At 65.1% G+C, this 19360-nt stretch carries 19 protein-coding genes; 5 read left to right on the plus strand and 14 right to left on the minus strand.

Annotated elements, in window-relative coordinates; all coding sequences use genetic code 11:
* Positions 1-138 precede the first annotated feature (138 nt).
* The 12 genes from AC1PLU_RS16895 to AC1PLU_RS16950 form a co-directional block, all read right to left on the minus strand.
* Entirely contained in the window at positions 139-492 is a 354-nt protein-coding gene (locus AC1PLU_RS16895) for a PilZ domain-containing protein (protein WP_003483889.1), read from the minus strand.
* Complete coding sequence (locus tag AC1PLU_RS16900; RefSeq protein ID WP_481106826.1) at positions 489-1448, minus strand: DNA polymerase III subunit delta'; 960 nt, start codon at positions 1446-1448, stop codon at positions 489-491. The genes AC1PLU_RS16895 and AC1PLU_RS16900 overlap by 4 nt, the downstream gene beginning before the upstream one ends.
* Positions 1445-2503 (minus strand): endolytic transglycosylase MltG, encoded by a 1059-nt coding sequence (gene mltG / locus AC1PLU_RS16905; protein WP_481106827.1) that lies wholly within the window; start codon positions 2501-2503, stop codon positions 1445-1447. The genes AC1PLU_RS16900 and mltG overlap by 4 nt, the downstream gene beginning before the upstream one ends.
* 66 nt (positions 2504-2569) lie before the next feature.
* Positions 2570-3925, minus strand: coding sequence for an aminodeoxychorismate synthase component I (locus AC1PLU_RS16910; RefSeq protein ID WP_481106828.1), 1356 nt, complete (start codon positions 3923-3925; stop codon positions 2570-2572).
* 169 nt (positions 3926-4094) lie between these two features.
* Positions 4095-5330, minus strand: coding sequence for a beta-ketoacyl-ACP synthase II (gene fabF, locus AC1PLU_RS16915; RefSeq protein WP_481106829.1), 1236 nt, complete (start codon positions 5328-5330; stop codon positions 4095-4097).
* 140 nt (positions 5331-5470) lie between these two features.
* Positions 5471-5710: an acyl carrier protein gene (gene acpP / locus AC1PLU_RS16920; protein ID WP_002814322.1), complete on the minus strand. Its 240-nt coding sequence runs from the start codon at positions 5708-5710 to the stop codon at positions 5471-5473.
* A gap of 156 nt (positions 5711-5866) precedes the next feature.
* Positions 5867-6610: a 3-oxoacyl-ACP reductase FabG gene (gene fabG, locus AC1PLU_RS16925; protein WP_115039952.1), complete on the minus strand. Its 744-nt coding sequence runs from the start codon at positions 6608-6610 to the stop codon at positions 5867-5869.
* Between the two features lie 87 nt (positions 6611-6697).
* Positions 6698-7642 (minus strand): ACP S-malonyltransferase, encoded by a 945-nt coding sequence (gene fabD, locus AC1PLU_RS16930; RefSeq protein ID WP_481106830.1) that lies wholly within the window; start codon positions 7640-7642, stop codon positions 6698-6700.
* A 104-nt stretch (positions 7643-7746) separates the two neighbouring features.
* Complete coding sequence (locus AC1PLU_RS16935) at positions 7747-8529, minus strand: BUD32 family EKC/KEOPS complex subunit (RefSeq protein ID WP_481093705.1); 783 nt, start codon at positions 8527-8529, stop codon at positions 7747-7749.
* A 60-nt stretch (positions 8530-8589) separates the two neighbouring features.
* Positions 8590-9567, minus strand: a complete 978-nt coding sequence (locus tag AC1PLU_RS16940; protein ID WP_229009616.1) for a beta-ketoacyl-ACP synthase III — start codon at positions 9565-9567, stop codon at positions 8590-8592.
* 88 nt (positions 9568-9655) lie between these two features.
* Positions 9656-9850 (minus strand): 50S ribosomal protein L32, encoded by a 195-nt coding sequence (rpmF, locus tag AC1PLU_RS16945; protein ID WP_003483870.1) that lies wholly within the window; start codon positions 9848-9850, stop codon positions 9656-9658.
* 97 nt (positions 9851-9947) lie between these two features.
* Positions 9948-10457, minus strand: coding sequence for a YceD family protein (locus AC1PLU_RS16950; protein WP_043907086.1), 510 nt, complete (start codon positions 10455-10457; stop codon positions 9948-9950).
* A 111-nt stretch (positions 10458-10568) separates the two neighbouring features.
* On the opposite strand from AC1PLU_RS16950, the gene AC1PLU_RS16955 reads away from it, so the two are divergent.
* Complete coding sequence (locus AC1PLU_RS16955; RefSeq protein ID WP_481106831.1) at positions 10569-11144, plus strand: Maf family protein; 576 nt, start codon at positions 10569-10571, stop codon at positions 11142-11144.
* A gap of 103 nt (positions 11145-11247) precedes the next feature.
* On the opposite strand, the gene AC1PLU_RS16960 is transcribed toward AC1PLU_RS16955, so the two are convergent.
* On the minus strand, positions 11248-12963 hold the full coding sequence (locus AC1PLU_RS16960; protein ID WP_481106832.1) for a hypothetical protein: 1716 nt from the start codon (positions 12961-12963) through the stop codon (positions 11248-11250).
* A 107-nt stretch (positions 12964-13070) separates the two neighbouring features.
* Positions 13071-14921, minus strand: coding sequence for a glycosyltransferase family 39 protein (locus AC1PLU_RS16965; RefSeq protein WP_481106833.1), 1851 nt, complete (start codon positions 14919-14921; stop codon positions 13071-13073).
* A 37-nt stretch (positions 14922-14958) separates the two neighbouring features.
* Between AC1PLU_RS16965 and AC1PLU_RS16970 the strand changes: the two genes are divergently transcribed.
* From AC1PLU_RS16970 to AC1PLU_RS16985, 4 genes are read left to right on the plus strand one after another with little or no spacing between them, the layout of a single operon-like run.
* Complete coding sequence (locus AC1PLU_RS16970; RefSeq protein WP_023902896.1) at positions 14959-15912, plus strand: AAA family ATPase; 954 nt, start codon at positions 14959-14961, stop codon at positions 15910-15912.
* A gap of 5 nt (positions 15913-15917) precedes the next feature.
* The gene (locus AC1PLU_RS16975; protein ID WP_481106834.1) at positions 15918-16874 is read left to right on the plus strand and encodes a DUF58 domain-containing protein; all 957 of its coding nucleotides are present in this window, start codon (positions 15918-15920) and stop codon (positions 16872-16874) included.
* Positions 16867-18819 (plus strand): transglutaminase TgpA family protein, encoded by a 1953-nt coding sequence (locus AC1PLU_RS16980; protein ID WP_481106835.1) that lies wholly within the window; start codon positions 16867-16869, stop codon positions 18817-18819. The genes AC1PLU_RS16975 and AC1PLU_RS16980 overlap by 8 nt, the downstream gene beginning before the upstream one ends.
* Positions 18816-19352 carry a Slp family lipoprotein gene (locus AC1PLU_RS16985; RefSeq protein ID WP_006448424.1) on the plus strand — a complete coding sequence of 179 codons (537 nt, stop codon included), beginning with the start codon at positions 18816-18818 and terminating at the stop codon, positions 19350-19352. Before AC1PLU_RS16980 ends, AC1PLU_RS16985 begins: the two co-directional genes overlap by 4 nt.
* Positions 19353-19360 lie beyond the last annotated feature (8 nt).

Genomic DNA, 19360 nt, shown 5'->3' on the forward strand with positions numbered 1-19360 from the left:
GGCGGTCCGACGACCTGGCAGCGACGTTGGGGGTGATCGATCTCTCACCGTTCGAACGCCCGATACGTAACGTGACCATGTACTCCAAACATGACCACAATCACCCGCGCGAGCATGCACCGCATCGCACGCATTGCCTCACATCGTATGCGTCGGCTTATCCGAAGTCGTCAACCCTGCCAGCAGCGTCTCGATCTTGTTGCGCACCGCCTCGCCTTCCGGGCCGTCCGGGAACTGCACGCCGATGCCGGCAGCGCGGTTGCCCTGCGCGCCGGCGGGCGTGGTCCAGATGACCTTGCCGGCGACCGGCAGGCGCTCGCTGGAGTCCGGCAGCGTCAGCAGCAGGAACACTTCGTCGCCGAGCATGTAGCGCTTGGGCGTGGGCACGAAGATGCCGCCACCTTTCACGAACGGCATGTAGGCGCTGTAGAGCGCCGGTTTGTCTTTCAGCGCCAGCGACAAAATGCCTTGGCGTGCATTCATTGCACTCATCGAGTTCCCCTAGAACGTACCGGACGCTCTCCCTCGCGCCAGGACAGCAACAATTCCGTCACCGCCAGATCGGCGCGGACGGTGGTGCGCAGCAGATCGCGTGTGCGATTGGCGGCGTCGAACCAGGTCGCCAGCTTGTGCAACCGCGATGGATCGGTCAAGCCGGCCGATGCCTGTGCCAGCGCCAGGTCGGCGGCGTGGCGCAGACGTTGGTCGGCCTGGCCGTCGTTGGTCCAGCGCTGCGCAACATCCACGGCGCTGGTGCGCCCGGCGGCGATCTGCTCCAGATCCTGCGCCACCGTGCGACGTACCGCCAGGCCATCTTCGCGCAACCACTGCGCCGCAAGCCCCGGATGGCCGCGTGCGGCCTCCAGCGCTTCCTGTGCAGCCCGCTCGCCAACGCCTTGGGACAGCAACCAGGCCAGCGCCTCGTGCGCGGGCGGCAGCTTGAACTCCAGGCGCTGGCAGCGGCTGCGGATGGTCGCCGGCAAGCGCGCCGGCTGCGCGCTGATCAGCCACAGGTAGCGGCCCGGCGACGGTTCTTCCAGCGTCTTGAGCAAGGCGTTGCAGGCAGCGCGATTGATCGCATCGGCCGGGTCGACGATCACCACCTGCGCGATGCCGTACTGCGGGGTCAGCGAGAGCTTCTGCGAAATCTCGCGCACCTGCTCGATCACGATCTCGGTGCGCAGCTTGTCGCCGGTGCGATTGGGAATGAACGAGATCAGCTGCAGATCCGGATGGGTGCCGGCGGCGATCAATTGCCGCGTGCGCTGCGCCAGCGCCGGGTCCGGCGAGCTGGCCAGCACGTGCTCGGCCAGTGCAAGCGCGACCGCGCGCTTGCCCAGGCCGTCCGGCCCGCAGATCAGCAGCCCGTGTCCGAGCCGTCCGGCATCCAGTGCGGCCAGGGTCTGGTCATAGGCGCGCTGTTGCCAGGGTGAAAATGCGGCGGTCATGGCGTTGGTTCCGGTTGCGGCAGGCGGCGGCGCTGCAGGTAACGCGCCACCGCCGCATTGTGCTCGGCCAGCGTGGCCGAAAACGCGTGCGCGCCGGTGCCATCGCCGACCGCGACGAAGTACAGCGCCTGGCCGGGCGCCGGACGCACCGCCGCCAGCAAGGCCTCACGGCCGGGCATGGCGATTGGCGTCGGGGTCAGACCGGTACGCGTGTAGGTGTTGTACGGCGTATCGGTGATCAGATCGCGGCGGCGGATATTGCCGTCGTAGCTGCTGCCGATGCCGTAGATCACGGTCGGGTCGGTCTGCAGCTTCATGCCCAGCTGCAGGCGGCGCAGGAACACCCCGGCAATCAGCGGTCGCTCGCTGCCCAGCGCGGTCTCCTTTTCGATGATGGAGGCCAGGATCAGCGCCTGCTCCGGCGAGGTCAGCGGCAAGTTGGGAGCGCGCTGCTCCCAGGCCTGCGCCAATGCCTTGTCCATGGCCACGTGCGCGCGCTTGAGCACGTCCACATCGCTGTCGCTGCGCTGGTAGAGATAGGTTTCCGGCAGGAAGCGGCCTTCCGGATGTTGATTGGCAAAGCCCAACCGCGCCATCACAGCCGCATCGTCCAGCGCGCCGATGGATTGCTGCAACGGCGTGGCGGTCGCCAGTGCCGCGCGCAATTGGCGGAAATTCCAGCCCTCCACGATCGTGAAGCGGTACTGGATCACCCGGCCCTGGCGCATGCGTTCAAGCAGCTCGCGCGGCGAGAGAGCCGGTGCCAGCGCGTATTCGCCCACCTTGAGCTTGCCGGCCGCATCGACCTGGCGCGCGAGCAGCTGCCATTCCAGATCCGCGCCCTGCGCCACGCCGGCATCGCGCAACTTGCGCAACGTCACCTTGAGCGAATCACCGGGCGCAATCACCACACTGGGCGCGCTCGCGCTCACCGGTGTATCGGCGAAGTGCAGGTAATGCCGCCACGCCACCACAGCCGCAATCGCCAGCAGCGCCGCGAGCAACAGTGCCGTGCCCAGCACGGCCAGACATCCACGTTTGCCAGTCACCGCCACACGTACCTCGTCATTGCCCCAGCGCCGCGCAGGATACCGCGCGCCGGTGATGTCCCGTTGAAACGCTCATGTCTGGTCGAATGCACGCAGCAGGCCGCGCGCCTTGGCGCGGGTTTCGTCCAGCTCGCGCTGCGGATCCGAGTCCACCACGATCCCGGCCCCGGTGCGGAAATGCACCTGGTTCCCGGCCACTTCGGCGGTGCGGATCAGGATATTCAGATCCATGTCGCCGTCGCGATTGAGCCAGCCGAACGCACCGGTGTAGGCCCCGCGCGCGGTGCATTCGAGCTCGGCGATGATCTGCATGCAGCGCACCTTCGGGCAGCCGGTAATCGTGCCGCCAGGAAACACCGCTGCGATCACCTCGCCGGGCGTGACCTCGGCGCGCAGACGGCCGCGCACATTGCTGACGATGTGGTGCACGTGCACGTAGCTTTCCACGCCCATCAGCTCATCCACCTCCACCGTCCCCGGCGCACAGATGCGCCCCAGGTCGTTGCGCTCCAGGTCGATCAGCATGACGTGCTCGGCGCGTTCCTTCGGGTGGCCGACCAGCTCGCGGATGCGCGCGGCATCGTCGTCACCGGCAAAGCGCGCGCGGGTGCCGGCGATCGGGCGCGTCTGCACTACATCGCCCTGCACCGACACCAGTCGCTCCGGCGAGGAACTCACCACCGCGCGTCCCGCCGCCACAAATAGGCCGGCAAACGGTGCGGGGTTGGCCGCGCGCAGACGCGCATGCAGCCCTGCCGGATCGACCGCAGCAGCGAATACCGCATGCCAGGCGCGCGAGATATTGGCCTGAAACACGTCGCCAGCGCACAGATAGGCGAGCACGCGCTCCACTGCATCGGTGAAGCGTTCGGGCGCGTCTTCTTCGACAGCCACCGGAGCGACCCAGTCCGGCAACGGTGGCAGCACGGCGCAGGCGGCGATGTCCTCAACGATGCGCGCCAGCAGATCCTCGCGGCCCGGCTCGGCCAGTGCGATGCACAGGCCATTTACTTGATCGCGCAACACCGCTGCAGGCGCACGCAAGGCCAGCGCGCTCGGCAAGCCGTCGGCGCGGGTAGGCAACTGCAGAATCGGCTCGACCTGCGAGGCCAGTTCGTAATCCAGCAACACCGCCCAGCCGCCGCGAAACGGCCACGGGCTTGTCGCATCGTGCGGCACGCGCTCGGCCTGCCACACCGCATCCAGCGCAGCCAGAAAGCCGCCTTCCAGCACGCGTCCGTCGCCATCGCGCGCGTGCCCATCGGCGTCGAGCCGCAGGCTTGCGCCTTCTGCAAGCAGCAAGACATCCCAGCGACCGTGCTCGGTACCGAAGGCGGTGGATTCGAGCAATACCGGATAGCGCTGCGGCGCCAGCCGATGCAGCGCCAGCAGGTCGATGTCCGCATGCAGGGATCTGGTGAGCGTCATCGGCCTGGTTTGGCGTAGGGTGCTAGAGCGCGCCGCCCTGCTGCAACTGCAGAGGGCGAGCGACATGGAGTCGGGCTATGAATCAGAAATCAGGCCGCGCGGACGCATCGCGCGCGGCGGCTAAAACTAGCTTGCGCGCCGTGCTCCGTAAAAAGAACGGCGCGCCAACTCAGAGGCGCTTGAACACCAGCGTACCGTTGGTACCGCCGAAGCCGAAGCCGTTGGACATCACCGCGTCCACCTGCACTTCGCGCGCCACGTTCGGCACGTAATCCAGGTCGCAGCCTTCGCTGGCTTCTTCCAGGTTGATCGTCGGCGGGATGATGCCGGTGTGCAGCGCCATCACCGAGAAGATCGCTTCCACGCCGCCGGCCGCGCCGAGCAGATGACCGGTCATCGACTTGGTCGAACTGACCATGGTCTTGTAGGCGTGGTCGCCCAATGCGCGCTTCATCGCCAGCGTCTCGGCCAGATCGCCCAACGGCGTGGAGGTGCCGTGCGCGTTGAGGTAACCGATCTGCTCGGGATTGAGCTTGGCATCGCGCATCGCCGCAACCATGCTGCGCGCCGCGCCTTCGCCATCTTCGCTGGGGGCAGTCATGTGGAACGCATCGGAGCTGGCGCCGAAGCCGACCAGCTCGGCATAGATACGCGCACCACGCGCCTTGGCGTGCTCGTACTCTTCCAGCACCAGCACGCCGGCGCCATCGCCGAGCACGAAGCCATCGCGCCGTTTGTCCCACGGACGCGAGGCGGCGGTCGGGTCGTCGTTGCGGGTGGACATCGCCTTCATTGCGCAGAAACCGCCCACCGAGCTCGGCGAAGACCCGCGCTCGGCGCCGCCGGCCAGCATTACATCGGCATCGCCGTACTGGATCATCCGCATCGCGGTGCCGATCGAGTGATTGGAGGTGGCGCAGGCGGAAACAGCCGAGAACGTGGGGCCCTTCAGGCCTTTGATCAGGCTCACCTGGCCCGGCAGCATGTTGATGATGGTGCTGGGCACATAGAACGGCGAAATCTTGCGCGCGCCGCCCTCATGGAATTTGATGGTCTGCTCTTCGATACCGAGCAGCCCGCCGATGCCGGAGCCGAGAATGGCGCCAATGCGTTCGGCATTGCTTTCGTCGATCTCCAGCCCGGAATCGTCCAGCGCCATGAACGAAGCGCCGACGCCGTAGTGGATGAACGAATCCATCTTCTTGACGTCCTTGGCGGACACAAAAAGCGTGGGGTCGAAATTCTTGATCTCACCCGCGATCTTGGTAGTGAACTGCGAGGCATCGATCTGCGTGATCGGGCCAATGCCTGAGCGCCCGTGGATGATTCCATCCCAGCTGGTGGCCAGATCATTGCCCAGCGGCGACACCATGCCCATGCCGGTAACGACAACACGACGACTCATTGCAGATCTCCTCACCACGCAACAGACGGTGCTTGCGGTTTGCGATTAACGCTGAAAAACACAGGGCCGCATCAGCGGCCCCATGGAATGTCTGACGCAGCAGCGGCTTGACGCACGCCGCCGCGGCCAGGAACAACGCATCAGCTCTTGACGTGAGCCTTCACGTAGTCGATCGCCTGCTGGACCGAGGTGATCTTTTCAGCCTCTTCGTCCGGGATCTCGCACTCGAACTCTTCTTCCAGCGCCATCACCAGCTCGACGGTGTCCAGCGAGTCGGCACCCAGGTCATCGACGAACGATGCGCTGGTGGTGACTTCCTCTTCCTTGACGCCGAGTTGTTCGACGACGATTTTCTTGACGCGTTCTTCGATGGTGCTCATTTGGGATATCGCTCCGGATGGAGTAGTGGTGGTACGAAAAAAACGCCATCGCCGCTGCGATGGCCGCGTTGGATAGTGTAGTGGAAGCGACCGAGCGTTGCATTGCATCACAACTCCCGGCCGATCAGCCACTTAGCGCCTCCCGGCGCCGCACGCTCACGGCATGTACATGCCGCCGTTAACGTGCAGGGTCTCACCGGTGATGTAACGGGCACTCGGGCCGGCCAGGAATGCCACCGCATTGGCGATGTCCTCTGGCTGTCCAAGGTGGCCAAGCGCGATCTGCTGCAGCAAGGCGGTCTTGGCCTCGTCCGGCAGCGCCTTGGTCATGTCGGTATCGATGAAGCCGGGCGCCACCACATTCACGGTGACCCCGCGCGAGCCGATTTCCTTGGCCAGCGACTTGGAGAACGCAATGATGCCGGCCTTGGCCGCGGCGTAGTTGGTCTGCCCGGGATTGCCGGTCACGCCCACCACCGAGGCGATGTTGACGATGCGGCCCTTGCGCGCCTTCATCATGCCGCGCATCACCGCCTTGGAGGTGCGGAACACGCTGGTCAGATTGGTATCGATGATCGCCTGCCAGTCGTCTTCCTTCATCCGCATCAATAGGTTATCGCGGGTGATCCCGGCATTGTTGACCAGAATCGAGATCGCCCCGAATTCCTTGCCGATCGCATCGATCAGGCCATCGACCGCAGTTGCGTCGGTGACATTGAGTTCGCGGCCGTGACCGCCGTGGGCAGCCAGACGCGCGCCGATCGCCGCAGCGCCGGACGCCGAAGTGGCAGTGCCGATGACGGTGGCGCCCTGGGCGGCCAGCGTGTCGGCAATGGCCGCGCCGATCCCGCGACTGGCGCCGGTGACCAGGGCAATCTCACCCTGCAGTGGCTTGCTCATGAATTCTTTTCCTCGAAGGGGGACGTCGCAACCGTGATTGCAAACGCTGAGGGAGGCCGGCATGACACCGGCGCATGCGTCGGAGGATCAGTGCGTCCACGCCTCAAGCGCGCCAGCGTAATCGGCAGGCGTGGCCAGAGGACGCACATCCAGGCTCTTGTCGATGCGCTTGATCAGCCCGCTCAGCACCTTGCCCGGGCCGCATTCGGCGATCCGGGTGATGCCCGGCGCAGCCAACGCTTGCACGCAGCCGGTCCACTGCACCGGCAGATACAGCTGCTCAGCCAGGGCCCTGCGAATCGCCTCGCTGCCGTCGTGCACGCGTGCATCCACGTTCTGCACCACCGGAATCTGCGGGGTGTGCCAGCTCAGGCCGGCCATCGCCTCGCTGAGCTGGTTGGCTGCATCGCGCATCAACGGGGTGTGCGAAGGCACGCTCACCGCCAGCTTGACCGCCTTGCGTACGCCGCGCTCGGCCAGCAAGGCCAGCGCGCGATCCACTGCGGCCGCATCGCCACCGATGACGATCTGACCCGGCGAATTGAAGTTGGCCGGCACCACCACCTGGCTGCCCGCCGCTTCGGCACAGACCTCCAGCACCAGCGCATCCTCGGCACCCAGCACCGCCGCCATCGCGCCGACACCGGCCGGCGCGGCGGCCTGCATGAACTGGCCGCGCAGCCGTACCAGGTGCGCACCGTCGTGCAGCGACAAGGCACCGGCCGCGACCAATGCGGTGTACTCACCCAGGCTGTGGCCAGCCAGCACCGCGGGGCGTTGCCCGCGCTGCGCGTTCCACAACCGCCACACCGCCACGCCCGCGGCCAGCAAGGCCGGCTGGGTGTATTCGGTGCGGTTGAGCATCTCTTCCGGGCCGCCCTGCGACAGCGCCCACAGGTCGACGCCAGCGCCTTCGGAGGCTTCGGCGAAGGTTTCGCGAATCTGCGGATGCAGCTCGGACAGTTCGGCCAGCATCCCTAAGGACTGCGAGCCCTGGCCGGGGAACACGAAGGCGAGAGTGGATTCGGTCACGCGTTGCTGCCTACAAAAATCGAGCCGGGATAATACGTGCGAAATCGCCCTGGCGTCTGTACTGCCGCGTATGCAAGACCCGGCCAGCGCGACCGCCGGCACACTTACAGCAAGGCGTTGAGCAGGTCCATTTCGCCATCGGCGAGCCAGTCCACGCACATCACCAGCACCAGCACCACGGCCAGGGAAGTCGCCGCGTGGATGGCCTGGATGGCGCGCGCCAGTGCCCCGGCAGAGCGCCCCAGGCGACCGATGAGCTGCGCAAACCGCTGCAATCGTCCGGTCACCACATGCGCATGCGCGGCCACGGCCGGGCCGGCCGCATCGAAGGCGCCCGTCATCAACCGCTGCAGCACCTCGCGGCGGCCGCGGTAGTACTTGGCCACGCCGTAGCCAAACACCAGCCAGTCGCGCGCCTGGGCCTGCGCCAGGTCCATCACCTCCAGCGGATCCTCTTCGAAATCGATGAAGCCGACCGCCTGCCCGTCGAAGGTCATGTTGCGCGGAAGCGGTTGGCCGAAATACGCACCATCGCGATGGGCGTCGGCAATGGCGGCCACCGCCAGCGCAATCAGGCGGTCGCGTTCGGGCGCATCGGCCTCGCGCAGGCAGCTGGCAAAGGAGCGGCCGTTGTCGCTGAGCACTAGGGCCGCCTGCCCGCAACCGACCACACGCGGCACATTGACCGCTTGCGCCTGCAGCTCGTCGAGCCGGCGCGCTTCCAAATCGCGTGCGGCATCACCGCCACGGTGCGGCGGTGGACGCAAGGCGTCCAGGCCCCAGCGGCGGGCGACAAAATTGAGTGCTCCGAGCGAGACCGCCCGGTTGTCGCGACGGTACTGCTTCAGCCAGACGCGCTGTCCGGCGATGACGATGGGTTCTGCCATAACGGATCCGTCCCTGACGCTGTCAGGCATCGCCTGCGGACGTGGCGATGCCTGAGGGACTCAGTAGCGCAGCAGCGCCGAGCCCCAGGTAAATCCACCACCGAACGCTTCCAGCAGCAGCAGTTGACCACGCTGCACGCGGCCGGAGCGAACCGCTTCGTCCAGCGCCAACGGCACCGAGGCCGAGGAGGTATTGCCGTGGCGATCCACGGTGACCACCACTTGGTCCATCGGCAGCTCCAAGCGCTTGGCGGTGGCTTCGATGATGCGCATATTGGCCTGATGCGGGATCAGCCAATCCAAATCGCCCTTGCCCAGGCCATTAGCTGCCAGCGTCTCGTCGACCACCGAGTCCAGTGCCTTGACCGCGTACTTGAAGACCTCGCTGCCCTTCATCAGCAACACGCCGCCGCCGTTCTTGCCTTCGCCGAAACCGACCGACACGCCGACCGGATCCCACAACAGCTCTTTCTTGCTGCCATCGGCGTGCAGATGGGTGCTGAGGATGCCAGTTTCTTCGTCGGCCTTGAGCACCACCGCGCCAGCACCATCGCCGAACAGCACGCAGGTGGTGCGATCAGTCCAGTCGACAATACGGGTAAGCGTTTCTGCACCGACCACCAGCACAGTCTTGGCGTCGCCACTGCGGATGAACTTGTCGCCGACGCTGAGCGCATAGACGAAACCCGAACAGGCCGCGTTGACGTCGAATGCACCGCAACCGACATTACCCAGCCGCGCCTGCAACAGGCAGGCAGTGGACGGGAAGATCAGGTCGGGAGTGGTGGTGCCGACCACGATCAGGTCGATCTCGTCGGCGCTGACGCCGGCCGCTTCCATCGCCTTCAGCGAGGCGAAATAGGCCAGATCGCTGGTGGTCTGGTCGTCGGCAACGATATGACGCTCACGGATACCAGTGCGCGAGAAGATCCATTCATCGCTGGTGTCGACGATCTTGGACATATCGTCGTTGGTCAACACCTTTTCGGGCAAATAGCTACCCGTGCCCGCGATTCTGGAATAGATCCGCTTGCTCATGCTGTTTCCTAGTGCAAGAGCCGCGGTGACCGGCGGCTCCGGAAGAATCGAGGGTCGCCCGGCCGCTGAGTGCGGCGGGCGCCACGGATCAATCTTCTTGGACGGCCGACGACTTGGTCGCGATCACCTTCTTGCCGCGGTAGTAACCGTCAGCGGTGATGTGGTGGCGCAGATGGATCTCGCCGCTGGTCGGATCGGTCGACAGCTGCTTGGCGGTCAGGGCATCGTGCGAACGACGCTGGCCGCGACGGGACGGGGTGACTCGGGATTTCTGCACAGCCATGGGATTGCTCCAACTTAAGTTCGATAACTTGTCTGTCGAGTCGAACAGGACGCTCTACGCCCGCGTCGACCTGTCTTTCCGCCCTTAACAGCGGCGGTTACTGTTTCTTCAACGCTGCCAGCGCCGCGAACGGACTGGCCTTGTCTTGCTCTTCCTGGGTCGGAACCCACTCGGCCTCGACGGCTTCGCTTCCCGGCGCCATTGGCACCACCGGTACCGACAACACCAGCTCGTCCTCGACCAGATCCACCGCCCGCAGCATGCCATCTTCAGGCACCAGCAGCGCTTCGTATTCGGCCGGCAATGCAGCTTCGTCGGCCTCGTCACGGATCAAACCAAGACGCTGTCTGATTTGTACCGGATACAGAAACCGTTGCAGGGTGCGCTGGCACGCCAGCGGCAGCTCGACATCGATACTGAGTTCGACATAAGCGACCTTCAACAGATTGTCCTGGTCGAATTCAAGCGAATAGACACATTCGCCCTCGGTATCGACAAGGCTTCCTTGCAGACGGGTCATCGCAGAGAGCGGGATGCGGCCATCGAAGCGCCTGCGCGCTGCGACCATCCGCCAAGCATCCAGCATTTCGGGTACGTTCGCGGACATAAGCCGCAGAATGTTAAAGACCCGCAGGTTCCGTGTCAAATGCGCCCATTCACACATGCCATGCGGCGCGGCGGCTGGCAGACTCCCCTGCCCGTCCCCTCATAGCACGCCATGATGCTACGCCTGATCCTTGCCTCAACTTCCGTCTACCGGCGTGAGCTGCTCGGCCGCCTGCAACTGGATTTCAGCACCGCCCGCCCGGAGGTGGACGAGCAGGCGCAACCCGGAGAATCCCCCGGCGCTCTGGCCAGCCGTCTTGCCGCCGAGAAAGCAGCAGCGGTAGCGGCGCACGCCCCGGATGCCTGGGTGATCGGCTCGGATCAGGTGGCCGACCTGGACGGCCAGGCCCTGGGCAAGCCGGGAACGCTGGACCAGGCGCGCGCGCAGCTGACTGCAATGTCCGGCCGCGTGGTGCGCTTCCACACCGCCGTGAGCGTGGTCGGCCCGGAGCGCAGCTTGCATGCGCGGGATCTCACCGAAGTACAGCTACGTCCGCTGACGCCTGCCGAGATCGAGCGCTACCTCGCCGCCGAGCCAGCGTTGGATTGCGCCGGCAGCTTCAAGTGCGAAGGCTTGGGCATCAGCCTGTTCGAGGCCATCCGCTCGGAAGACCCCACCGCACTGGTCGGCCTGCCGCTAATCGCGCTGGCAAGGTTGTTGCGTCAGGCGGGATTTCACTTGCCTTGAAAGTGACCGGCAACGATCGCCGAGGAGGCGACAAGACCTCATTTGCCATGCAGCGAGCTAAAAACTGACTCAACCGCGAGACATGCAAGGCGCGAAGGCAAACCTAAAACCAGGCACTGCCTCTCACCTGAAGAGCCCGAAGACAGGATGGAGCAACAGTTCGTGCCGACCAACCAACCCACTGCGGCCCGCGTCCCACGCGCGTCGCCACTCCCAGAGGGGTTTTGTCGCACATCAGGACCAGACGCGACGCCGACGTCTCTGCCTTGAAATCAAATCGAATCGCTGACGCATCATTCAGAAGATTACGGACCGGCGTTGCAGCAACATCTGCGATCGCAACTGGATCGGCAGCGACCTGCGTTCCATCCAGATAACGTGTTTCCGGCCATGCAAAGATGGACGTACCTTCTGCCCTCAGTAAAGGCAGTGCATCGGCAACTTCCGTGAGAACGGTCTCTCCGTAGACGGCATCCGCATCAATCACTCCTGCAGCTGCCGCGGTTGCCGTCATGTTAGCCGCGGTCTGCATGCGCTGCGCAAGGAGCGCCATCCATAGCGTGCTTGGCACCAAGCAACATGCCAGCACCAAGCCCGCCACTGCGACACGGCGCGGGTGAAAATGTCCATACCGAACGAACGACCACAACAACAGACCGCTCCAGAACAGGACCGACCAAGGCAGATAGCGCCCAGCCAGCAATTGCTCGGGAAAAGACTGGAAATAGATGGCGCGCGCCAAAGCGATTGCCGCTCCGATGGCGAGCGCAAACCAGGCAATCGAGATCGCTGTCAGCTCTGCAACCGATTCCGCCCGCCGACGCCAGAGTGAGTAGGTAATGCCCATCAATCCACCCACACCCAATCCCCCTATCAATCTGTGCGGCCAAGCCGAGATCATGACCGGGCCGAATAACGCCGTGTATGCATTGGAAATTGCAACTGCAACTGCCCTCAAGGATTCCACTGGCAATTTTGCTGCAACGTTTACGTCAACCAGTGGAAGGCAGGCATAAATAAACGGCGCAGATAGCCAACGCAGCACAATATCCAACTGCGAAAGTGGAGCGATGATGCGTGCGCCCTGTGTGTGCGCATCACCAAAGCCCACGACCAGCAGTAGAGATACAGAAAAGCCCGATAGCACAATGCACCATTGGGCCCATGACGCCCTACGCAGCAACAACATCACCAGCAAAGCAACGAACGTGGCTATGCCCGCACCAAAACAGAAGGTCGCTGCGAACCCGCAGAGTGCCGCCAGTACGGCGCGCCACCAACCGCTGCCATGACCAAGCAACCAACAACCGGCGACCAGAAACGCGGTGATCAGATAGACATGCACCGACTCGTTTGCATGCACCAATGCCCGCTCGTTTCCGAGCCAGAAAATACTCGTCGCACAAACCAGCCCAGCGGCAGCCTGCGCCAAAGAACCCAGACGCTCGGTACGCACCAGACGCAGCAACATCCACACTGTCAGCAATGCCAGCGCAATACCTACCCAGATCTGCAGCCATTGATTGCCATCAAACCATCTGAGCTCTGCCAGACGCAGCAGATTGGGCAGGACCTCACGATGTCCGTTATCCACCGCAAGTACATTCCGCGGCCAAGGCTGGCCCAGGAGATTTTTCGCGAATCGCCACGGATCGGCATAGAGCACCTTGGGCGACAGCGTAACCATTGCCAACATACCGATTGCAAGATAAGACCACTTGGCACCAACCAGCAGCACCTCCGGCAGCTTGCTCCAAGCCCTGTCTGCCCGACGGCGGTCGCCGGAATCGCCGGGTAAATCCTTATATTTGCGCTGCAATTGCTTTTCCTTTTTCCTTGTCGACTATGACCGGCCGTTGGACCACGCAGAAGGCCGCTCGAGCAGTGTTGTGACTCGAACAGACTGCTCTACTCGGCGCTCGAACGTTAAAACCCAGCATCATTCGTGACAGTGAGCGGCTGTTCCCACCAATCCTCGACGCTGCCATCGTGGCCGTGCAGGCGCAGCCCCAGCCAATGCGTGCCGGGCGGCACCGCGTGAGTGTCGAGCGTGGCGGTGAAGCCGACATGCGGATGCTGCGGGTCGGTGGAAATCTTCCAATACGGGCGCACATCGAGCAGCGTGCCGTAGTCGGCCTGCGCGGCCGGGCGGCCGTCGAGCAGCAGTTCTACATCCGACAAACCGACGCCATCCTTGAATGCCCAGCCGCGCACTTGCACCTGCCCGGACACGCTTACATCGGGCAGCGGCGTATCGATCCAGGCCATCGCCGGAGCGATGCACGCGCCGGGCTGACGTTGTGCGGGCAGTGCGAACAACAGAAAGCGTTGATAGCCATGATCGGTAGACACCACGGTGGGCGGCGGCAACGGCCCGACCATGTCGCAGATGGCGTGGTAACGCTTCAGCAGGTCACGATAGCGCTGATCGCTGGGCGAGAGCACCAGCAGCCGCGGTCCGGCACGCGTGCCGTCACTGAGCAATCCCCACTGCAGCAACTGCGCGCTGCGCCCGTGCTTGTCGTTCAAATCCGCGCGCAGCACTTCCACGTTGGCATCGTGCAACTGGAAACCGAGCTCGGCGCCGACCTTGAAGTTTTCCGCCAGCACCCGCGTGCCAGGCGGCATCTGCGCAAGTTTGACCTTAACCGCGCCCGCCAGATGGTTCCATCCCGCGAAATTGCGTGGATAGTATTTTTCGCCGGCCGCATGCGCGCGAATCGACGGCACCGACACCGCCAGGTAATAGCCGTATGCGCCCAACGTGCCGAGCAAGGCGATCACCCATGCGGCGCGACGCAACGCGTGCGGCCAACGCATCAGGATCACCGGCACCGCAACCAGCAAGGCCAAATAGCCCGGCAGCGGCCAATGGAAGCTGATCCGCTCGGCGTCACTGAAGAAGCCGAGCACGAAGATCGCCACGGTCGAAATGCCGCCCAGCAAGCCGAAATATCGCCATTGCGCCCGCGAGCCGCCGCCGGCACGCGTGCCAGCCAGTCCGACCTTGACCATCGCCCAGGCCAGCAGCGGGGTCACCAGCACCGCCTGTATCAGCAAGAACCACAGCCCGGTGATCTGGAAGCGCCATGGATGTCGGTCGACCAACTGGAAGCGCAGCCCGGCTTCGTCATGGTCGGTGTTCCAGAACAGCAGCGGCAGCCAGCTCACCGTGCCCACCGTCAGCGCCATCCAGACGCGTGGGTCGCGCAGGACCGCGCGCCCCTGCGGAATGCACAGCAACGCGATGCAGCCCACCCCGATCACGCCGATGAAGCGGTAATGGCTGAGCGCACCGATCACCAAACCAATGGCGAGCTCGAGCGCACTGGTGGCATCGACCTCGCGCAGCAGCCGCGCGCCGGCATCCATGCAGAGCACCGCCGCCAGCGCCATCGGCACATCCGGCACCGCCAAAATGCCGAGCGTGGCCGATAGCGGCATCAGCAAGGTCAGGCTGCCTGCCTGCCAGCCCAGCGTGGAGCCGAACCAACGCGTGGCGATATGCGCAATCAGCCACGGCAGCAGCGCGGCAATGGCCAGAAATGGCAGACGCAAGGCCAGCAGATGATGTCCGCCGACTTCCACACCCAGCCGCGCCAGCCAGGCCGTCATGCCGGGCAGATCCGAATATGCGGCGGCCAGATGCTGGCCTTCCTGCCAATAGAACGCCTCATCCACGAACAGCGGCAGCCGCGCGGCAATCAACAGCTTGACGGCTGTCGCCAGTGTCCACAGGATCACGAAAGTGCGATGTGCGCGTTGGTCCCCTTGCATTGCCCTGTGCACTCTTCTTTTCACCTACGGAATTGTGATGTCGACACCGCTGCGTTCCACGGAAATGCTAACCGATGCGCTGCGCCAATCGCTGCGGCGCGCACAAGACCAGGTCAATTCGCTATTGCTGGGCAAGGCGCAGGAAGTGCGTTTGGCATTCGTGGCGCTGCTGTCCGGCGGGCATTTGCTGATCGAGGATCTGCCCGGCCTGGGCAAGACCACCCTCGCCCACGCGATGGCCTCCAGCCTGGGGCTGGGCTTCCAGCGCGTGCAGTTCACCTCCGATTTGCTGCCGGCCGATGTGCTGGGCGTATCGGTGTACGACGCCGCCTCGCGCCAGTTTCAGTTCCATCCAGGCCCGGTGTTCACCAACGTGCTGCTGGCCGACGAAATCAACCGCGCGCCGCCACGCACGCAAAGCTCGCTGCTCGAAGCCATGGCCGAACAGCAGGTCACGCTCGATGGCGTCACCCATGCGTTGCCGGAACCCTTTTTCGTGATCGCCACGCAGAACCCGGTCGATCTGTCCGGCACCTTCCCGCTGCCGGATTCGCAACTGGACCGTTTCCTGCTGCGCCTCAGCCTGGGCTATCCCAGCGCCGATGCCGAGCGCGCGCTGCTGTCGGGCGTGGACCGGCGTGAATTGATCGCCCAAGCGGTGCCGCAACTCAGCGATAGCGACGTGGTCGCGCTGCGCGCGGTGGTCAGCCAGATCCATACCAGCGATGCGCTGATCGGCTATGTGCAGGCGTTGCTGCTGCGCAGCCGCCAGCATGCCGGGGTGCGCGTCGGTCTGTCGCCGCGTGCCGGTATCGCGTTGCTGCGCGCGGCCAAGGCCTACGCGCTGCTGCTCGGGCGTGAGCACGTGCTGCCGGAAGATGTGCAGGCGCTGTTCGTGGCCGTGGCCGGGCATCGGCTGGTGCCAGAGGCCGAATCGTCGTCCGGGCCGGCACTGGCCAAGGCGCTGCTGCACAGCGTGCCGGTGGACTGACCAACGTGCGTGCGCACTTGCGCGGCATCGGCAGCCGCCTCAGCCTGCTGGCGCGTCCGCGGGGCGCGGAGGCCTTGCCGATCGTGCTGGATCGGCGGCGCATCTACGTGCTGCCCACACGTTTCGGGCTGTTCGTCACCGCCTTGCTGCTGGCAATGCTGCTGGGTGCGTTGAACTACAACAACAATCCCGCCCTGCTGCTGGCCCTGTTGCTGGCGACCGCCGGGATTGCCAGCAGCATCATGGCGCACCTGCAGTTATCGGCGCTGCGCATCGAGGCGGTGTCGGCCGAGCCGGTGATCGCAGGCGAGCCATTGCGCATGCGCGTATCACTGGCGCGTCGCGACACCCGCGTGCGTCGCGGATTGCGTCTGGACCATCTGGAAAGCAGCGGTTTCTGCTCGTTGATCGAGCACGACATGGCCGACGTCGACCTGCTGGTGCCCACCGAACGCCGCGGCTGGCAGGACATCGAACGCATCCGCCTGTCCAGCACCCAGCCGCTGGGGCTGGTGCGCGCCTGGTCGTGGGCTTGGCCGGAAACGCCGTTACTGGCCTATCCCAAGCCCGAAGAACCGGGGCCGTCATTGCCCGAAGGCGCCGGTTCGCCCAACCAGACCCGCCTCCACGCGCAAGGCGAAGAACTGCATCAATTGCGTCCTTACCGCGCCGGCGATGCGCCGCGAACGATTTCCTGGAAACACTCGGCGCGCCGCGACACCTTGCTGGTGCGCGAATACGAGCAACCCCTGGGCATCGAAGTCACGCTGGACTGGCGCACGCTCAACGCGCTGCCCTACGAACGCCGCATTGCGCGGCTTGCCCGCTGGATCAACCTGGCCGAGCGCGACGGGCGACGCTACCGGTTGCTGCTGCCGGGCCAGCCGCCGCTGGGTCCTGCACAAGGGCCCTCGCATCATCATCTGTGCCTGCGCGCCCTGGCCCTGCTTCCTCATGACTGAGCCGTCCCTCCCGATCACCCAGCCCAGCCGCGGCTGGGTGCTGGCCACCAGTTGGCTGGCACTGGCGCCGTTGCTGTTGCAGCTACCGGGGTTGCTCGCCGGCACCATTGCCGTGGCAGCCGTGCTGGTCGTCGTACTGAGCTGGCGCGGCACCTTGATGGCACCGGTGCGGCTATTGCTGGTGGTCGCGATGCTGGCAGCGGTGTATTGGCAGATCGGTATGCGGTTCGGGCGCGACACCGGCTGCGCGGTGTTGGCCGCAATGCTGGCGATCAAGGCTTCCGAACTGCGCACCTTGCGCGATGCCCGCAGCCTGCTCGGCTTTGCGTTGTTCGCCCCATTCGCAGCGTTCCTGCTTGACCAGGGGCCGGCGACGATGGGCCTGGCGCTGCTGGCGGTGGTCAGCGCGCTACTCAGCATGCAGCGGCTGGCCGACGAAGAGCACCGTACCGGCACACCTACGCTGCGCCTGCAATTGCGCAGCATCGGCAAGCTGGTCGCCATCGGCGTGCCGTTGGCGCTGGCCACGTTCTGGTTGCTGCCGCGGCTGAGTTCGCCGCTGTGGGGCGTGCCCGAGCGCGCGCTGTCGCGTCCCGGCCTGTCGGACAACATGTCGCCGGGCGAATGGATCGACCTGATGGCCGACGACAGCCCGGCCTTGCGCGTGCAGTTCACCGGCAAGGCACCGCCGCCAGAGCAACGCTACTGGCGTGGGCCGGTGATGTGGGACTTCGACGGCCGCACCTGGCAGCGCGCGCGCTGGACCGGTCGCGGCCAACCCGCCTCGGTCACTGCCGGGCCGCAGACCTACCGCTACCGCCTGGACTATGAGCCCACCGACCGTCGCCAACTGGTGTCGCTGGACCTGCCCACGCAAGCGGTGGCCAATGCCGAGCTGTCGCCCGACTACGAACTGTTCGCGCAGCGGCCCCTGAGTGCGTTGACGCGTTGGGAGCTGCAATCGGCACCACCGGCACGCTTCGACACCGACCTTCCAGACCAACTGCGCAAGCGCGCCCTCGCCCTGCCACCGGGCTTCAATCCACGCACGCTGACGCTGGCACGGCAATGGCGCGCGGAAGCCGGCAGCAACGACGATGCCGTGGTGCGGCGCGCGCTGCAGTGGATCACCAGCGAATTCGCCTACACGCTGGATACGCCGCTGCTCGGCCGCAATAGCGTCGACGAGTTCCTGTTTCAACAGAAAGCCGGTTTCTGCGAGCACTTCAGCTCCTCATTCGTGGTGCTGATGCGCGCGGCCGGCATTCCGGCGCGGGTGGTCACCGGGTATGCCGGCGGCACCTACAACGGCTTCGGCAATTACTGGGTGGTGCGGCGCATGGATGCGCATGCCTGGACCGAAGTCTGGCTGGCCGGGCGTGGCTGGGTGCGCGTGGACCCCACCGCCGCAGTGGCGCCGGAACGCATCTACGACACGCTCGAAGATCGCGTACAAACCGGTGCAGGCAACAACTTCGCCCAGCTCGGTGCCTGGGAAAGCCTTGCCCAGGTCAGCGATCTGCTGCGCCGCGGCTGGAACGACCTGGTGCTGTCCTTCGATGCCGACCGCCAGCAACGCTTGTTGCAGCCGTTCGGCATCGATCGCCTGGATACCCCGCAGTTGGCTGCCATCTTCGGCATCTTCGCCGTCAGCGCACTGGCCTGGATGGGCTGGTTGCTGGCGCGCGGCGAGCGTGAGCGCGACCCGCTGCTGCGCGCCTGGCATCGGCTCGGCCGCCGCTATACCAAGCTTGGCCTCGCACGCGAACCCTACGAACCGGCCATCGCCTGGGCGCAGCGTGTCGCCCGTTCACACCCGAATACGGCATTGTTGCCACTCAGCCAACGTTTCGCTGCCGCGCGATACGCTGGCGCTGATTCGGACAGCGCCTCACTCCTTAAAGATCTGCTGCAGCATCGCCCGCGAACCGGAGCTTCCTCATGAGTACCCGCTTTCTTCTTCCCATTGTCGCTGTGCTCGGGCTCGCAGCCTGCGCGACTGCGCCCAAGCCGCTGCAGGGCCAGTTTCCTACGGTCAGCCCGAGCGATTCCACTGCGAGCGCCCAGGTCGGTACGTCCGTGCGTTGGGGCGGCAAGATCATCCAGACAACACCGAGCCAGGGCCAGACCTGCTTCGAGCTGATCTCGCGCCCGCTCAATGCCAGCGGGCGCCCGGACCGCAACGCCGTGGATGCCAGCGATGGCCGCTTCCTGGCCTGCCGTTCGGGCTTCTACGATCCGGCCGTGTTCGAGCCGGGCCGCGAAGTGACTTTCATCGGCAAGATCGAAGGCTATGAAACCACCAAGATCGGCGAGTACGACTACAAGCTGCCCAAGGTGAATGCCGACGTGGTCTACCTGTGGCCCGTCTTGCGCGAGGTCGACGTGGTGCCGGCCTACCCGTATGGCCCATGGGGCGATCCGTGGGGCCCGCGTTGGGGCGGCGGCTGGGGCTGGGGTGGCCGCGGTTGGTGGTAATCGACAGC

The sequence above is a fragment of the Xanthomonas sp. NCPPB 2933 genome (assembly GCF_056725225.1).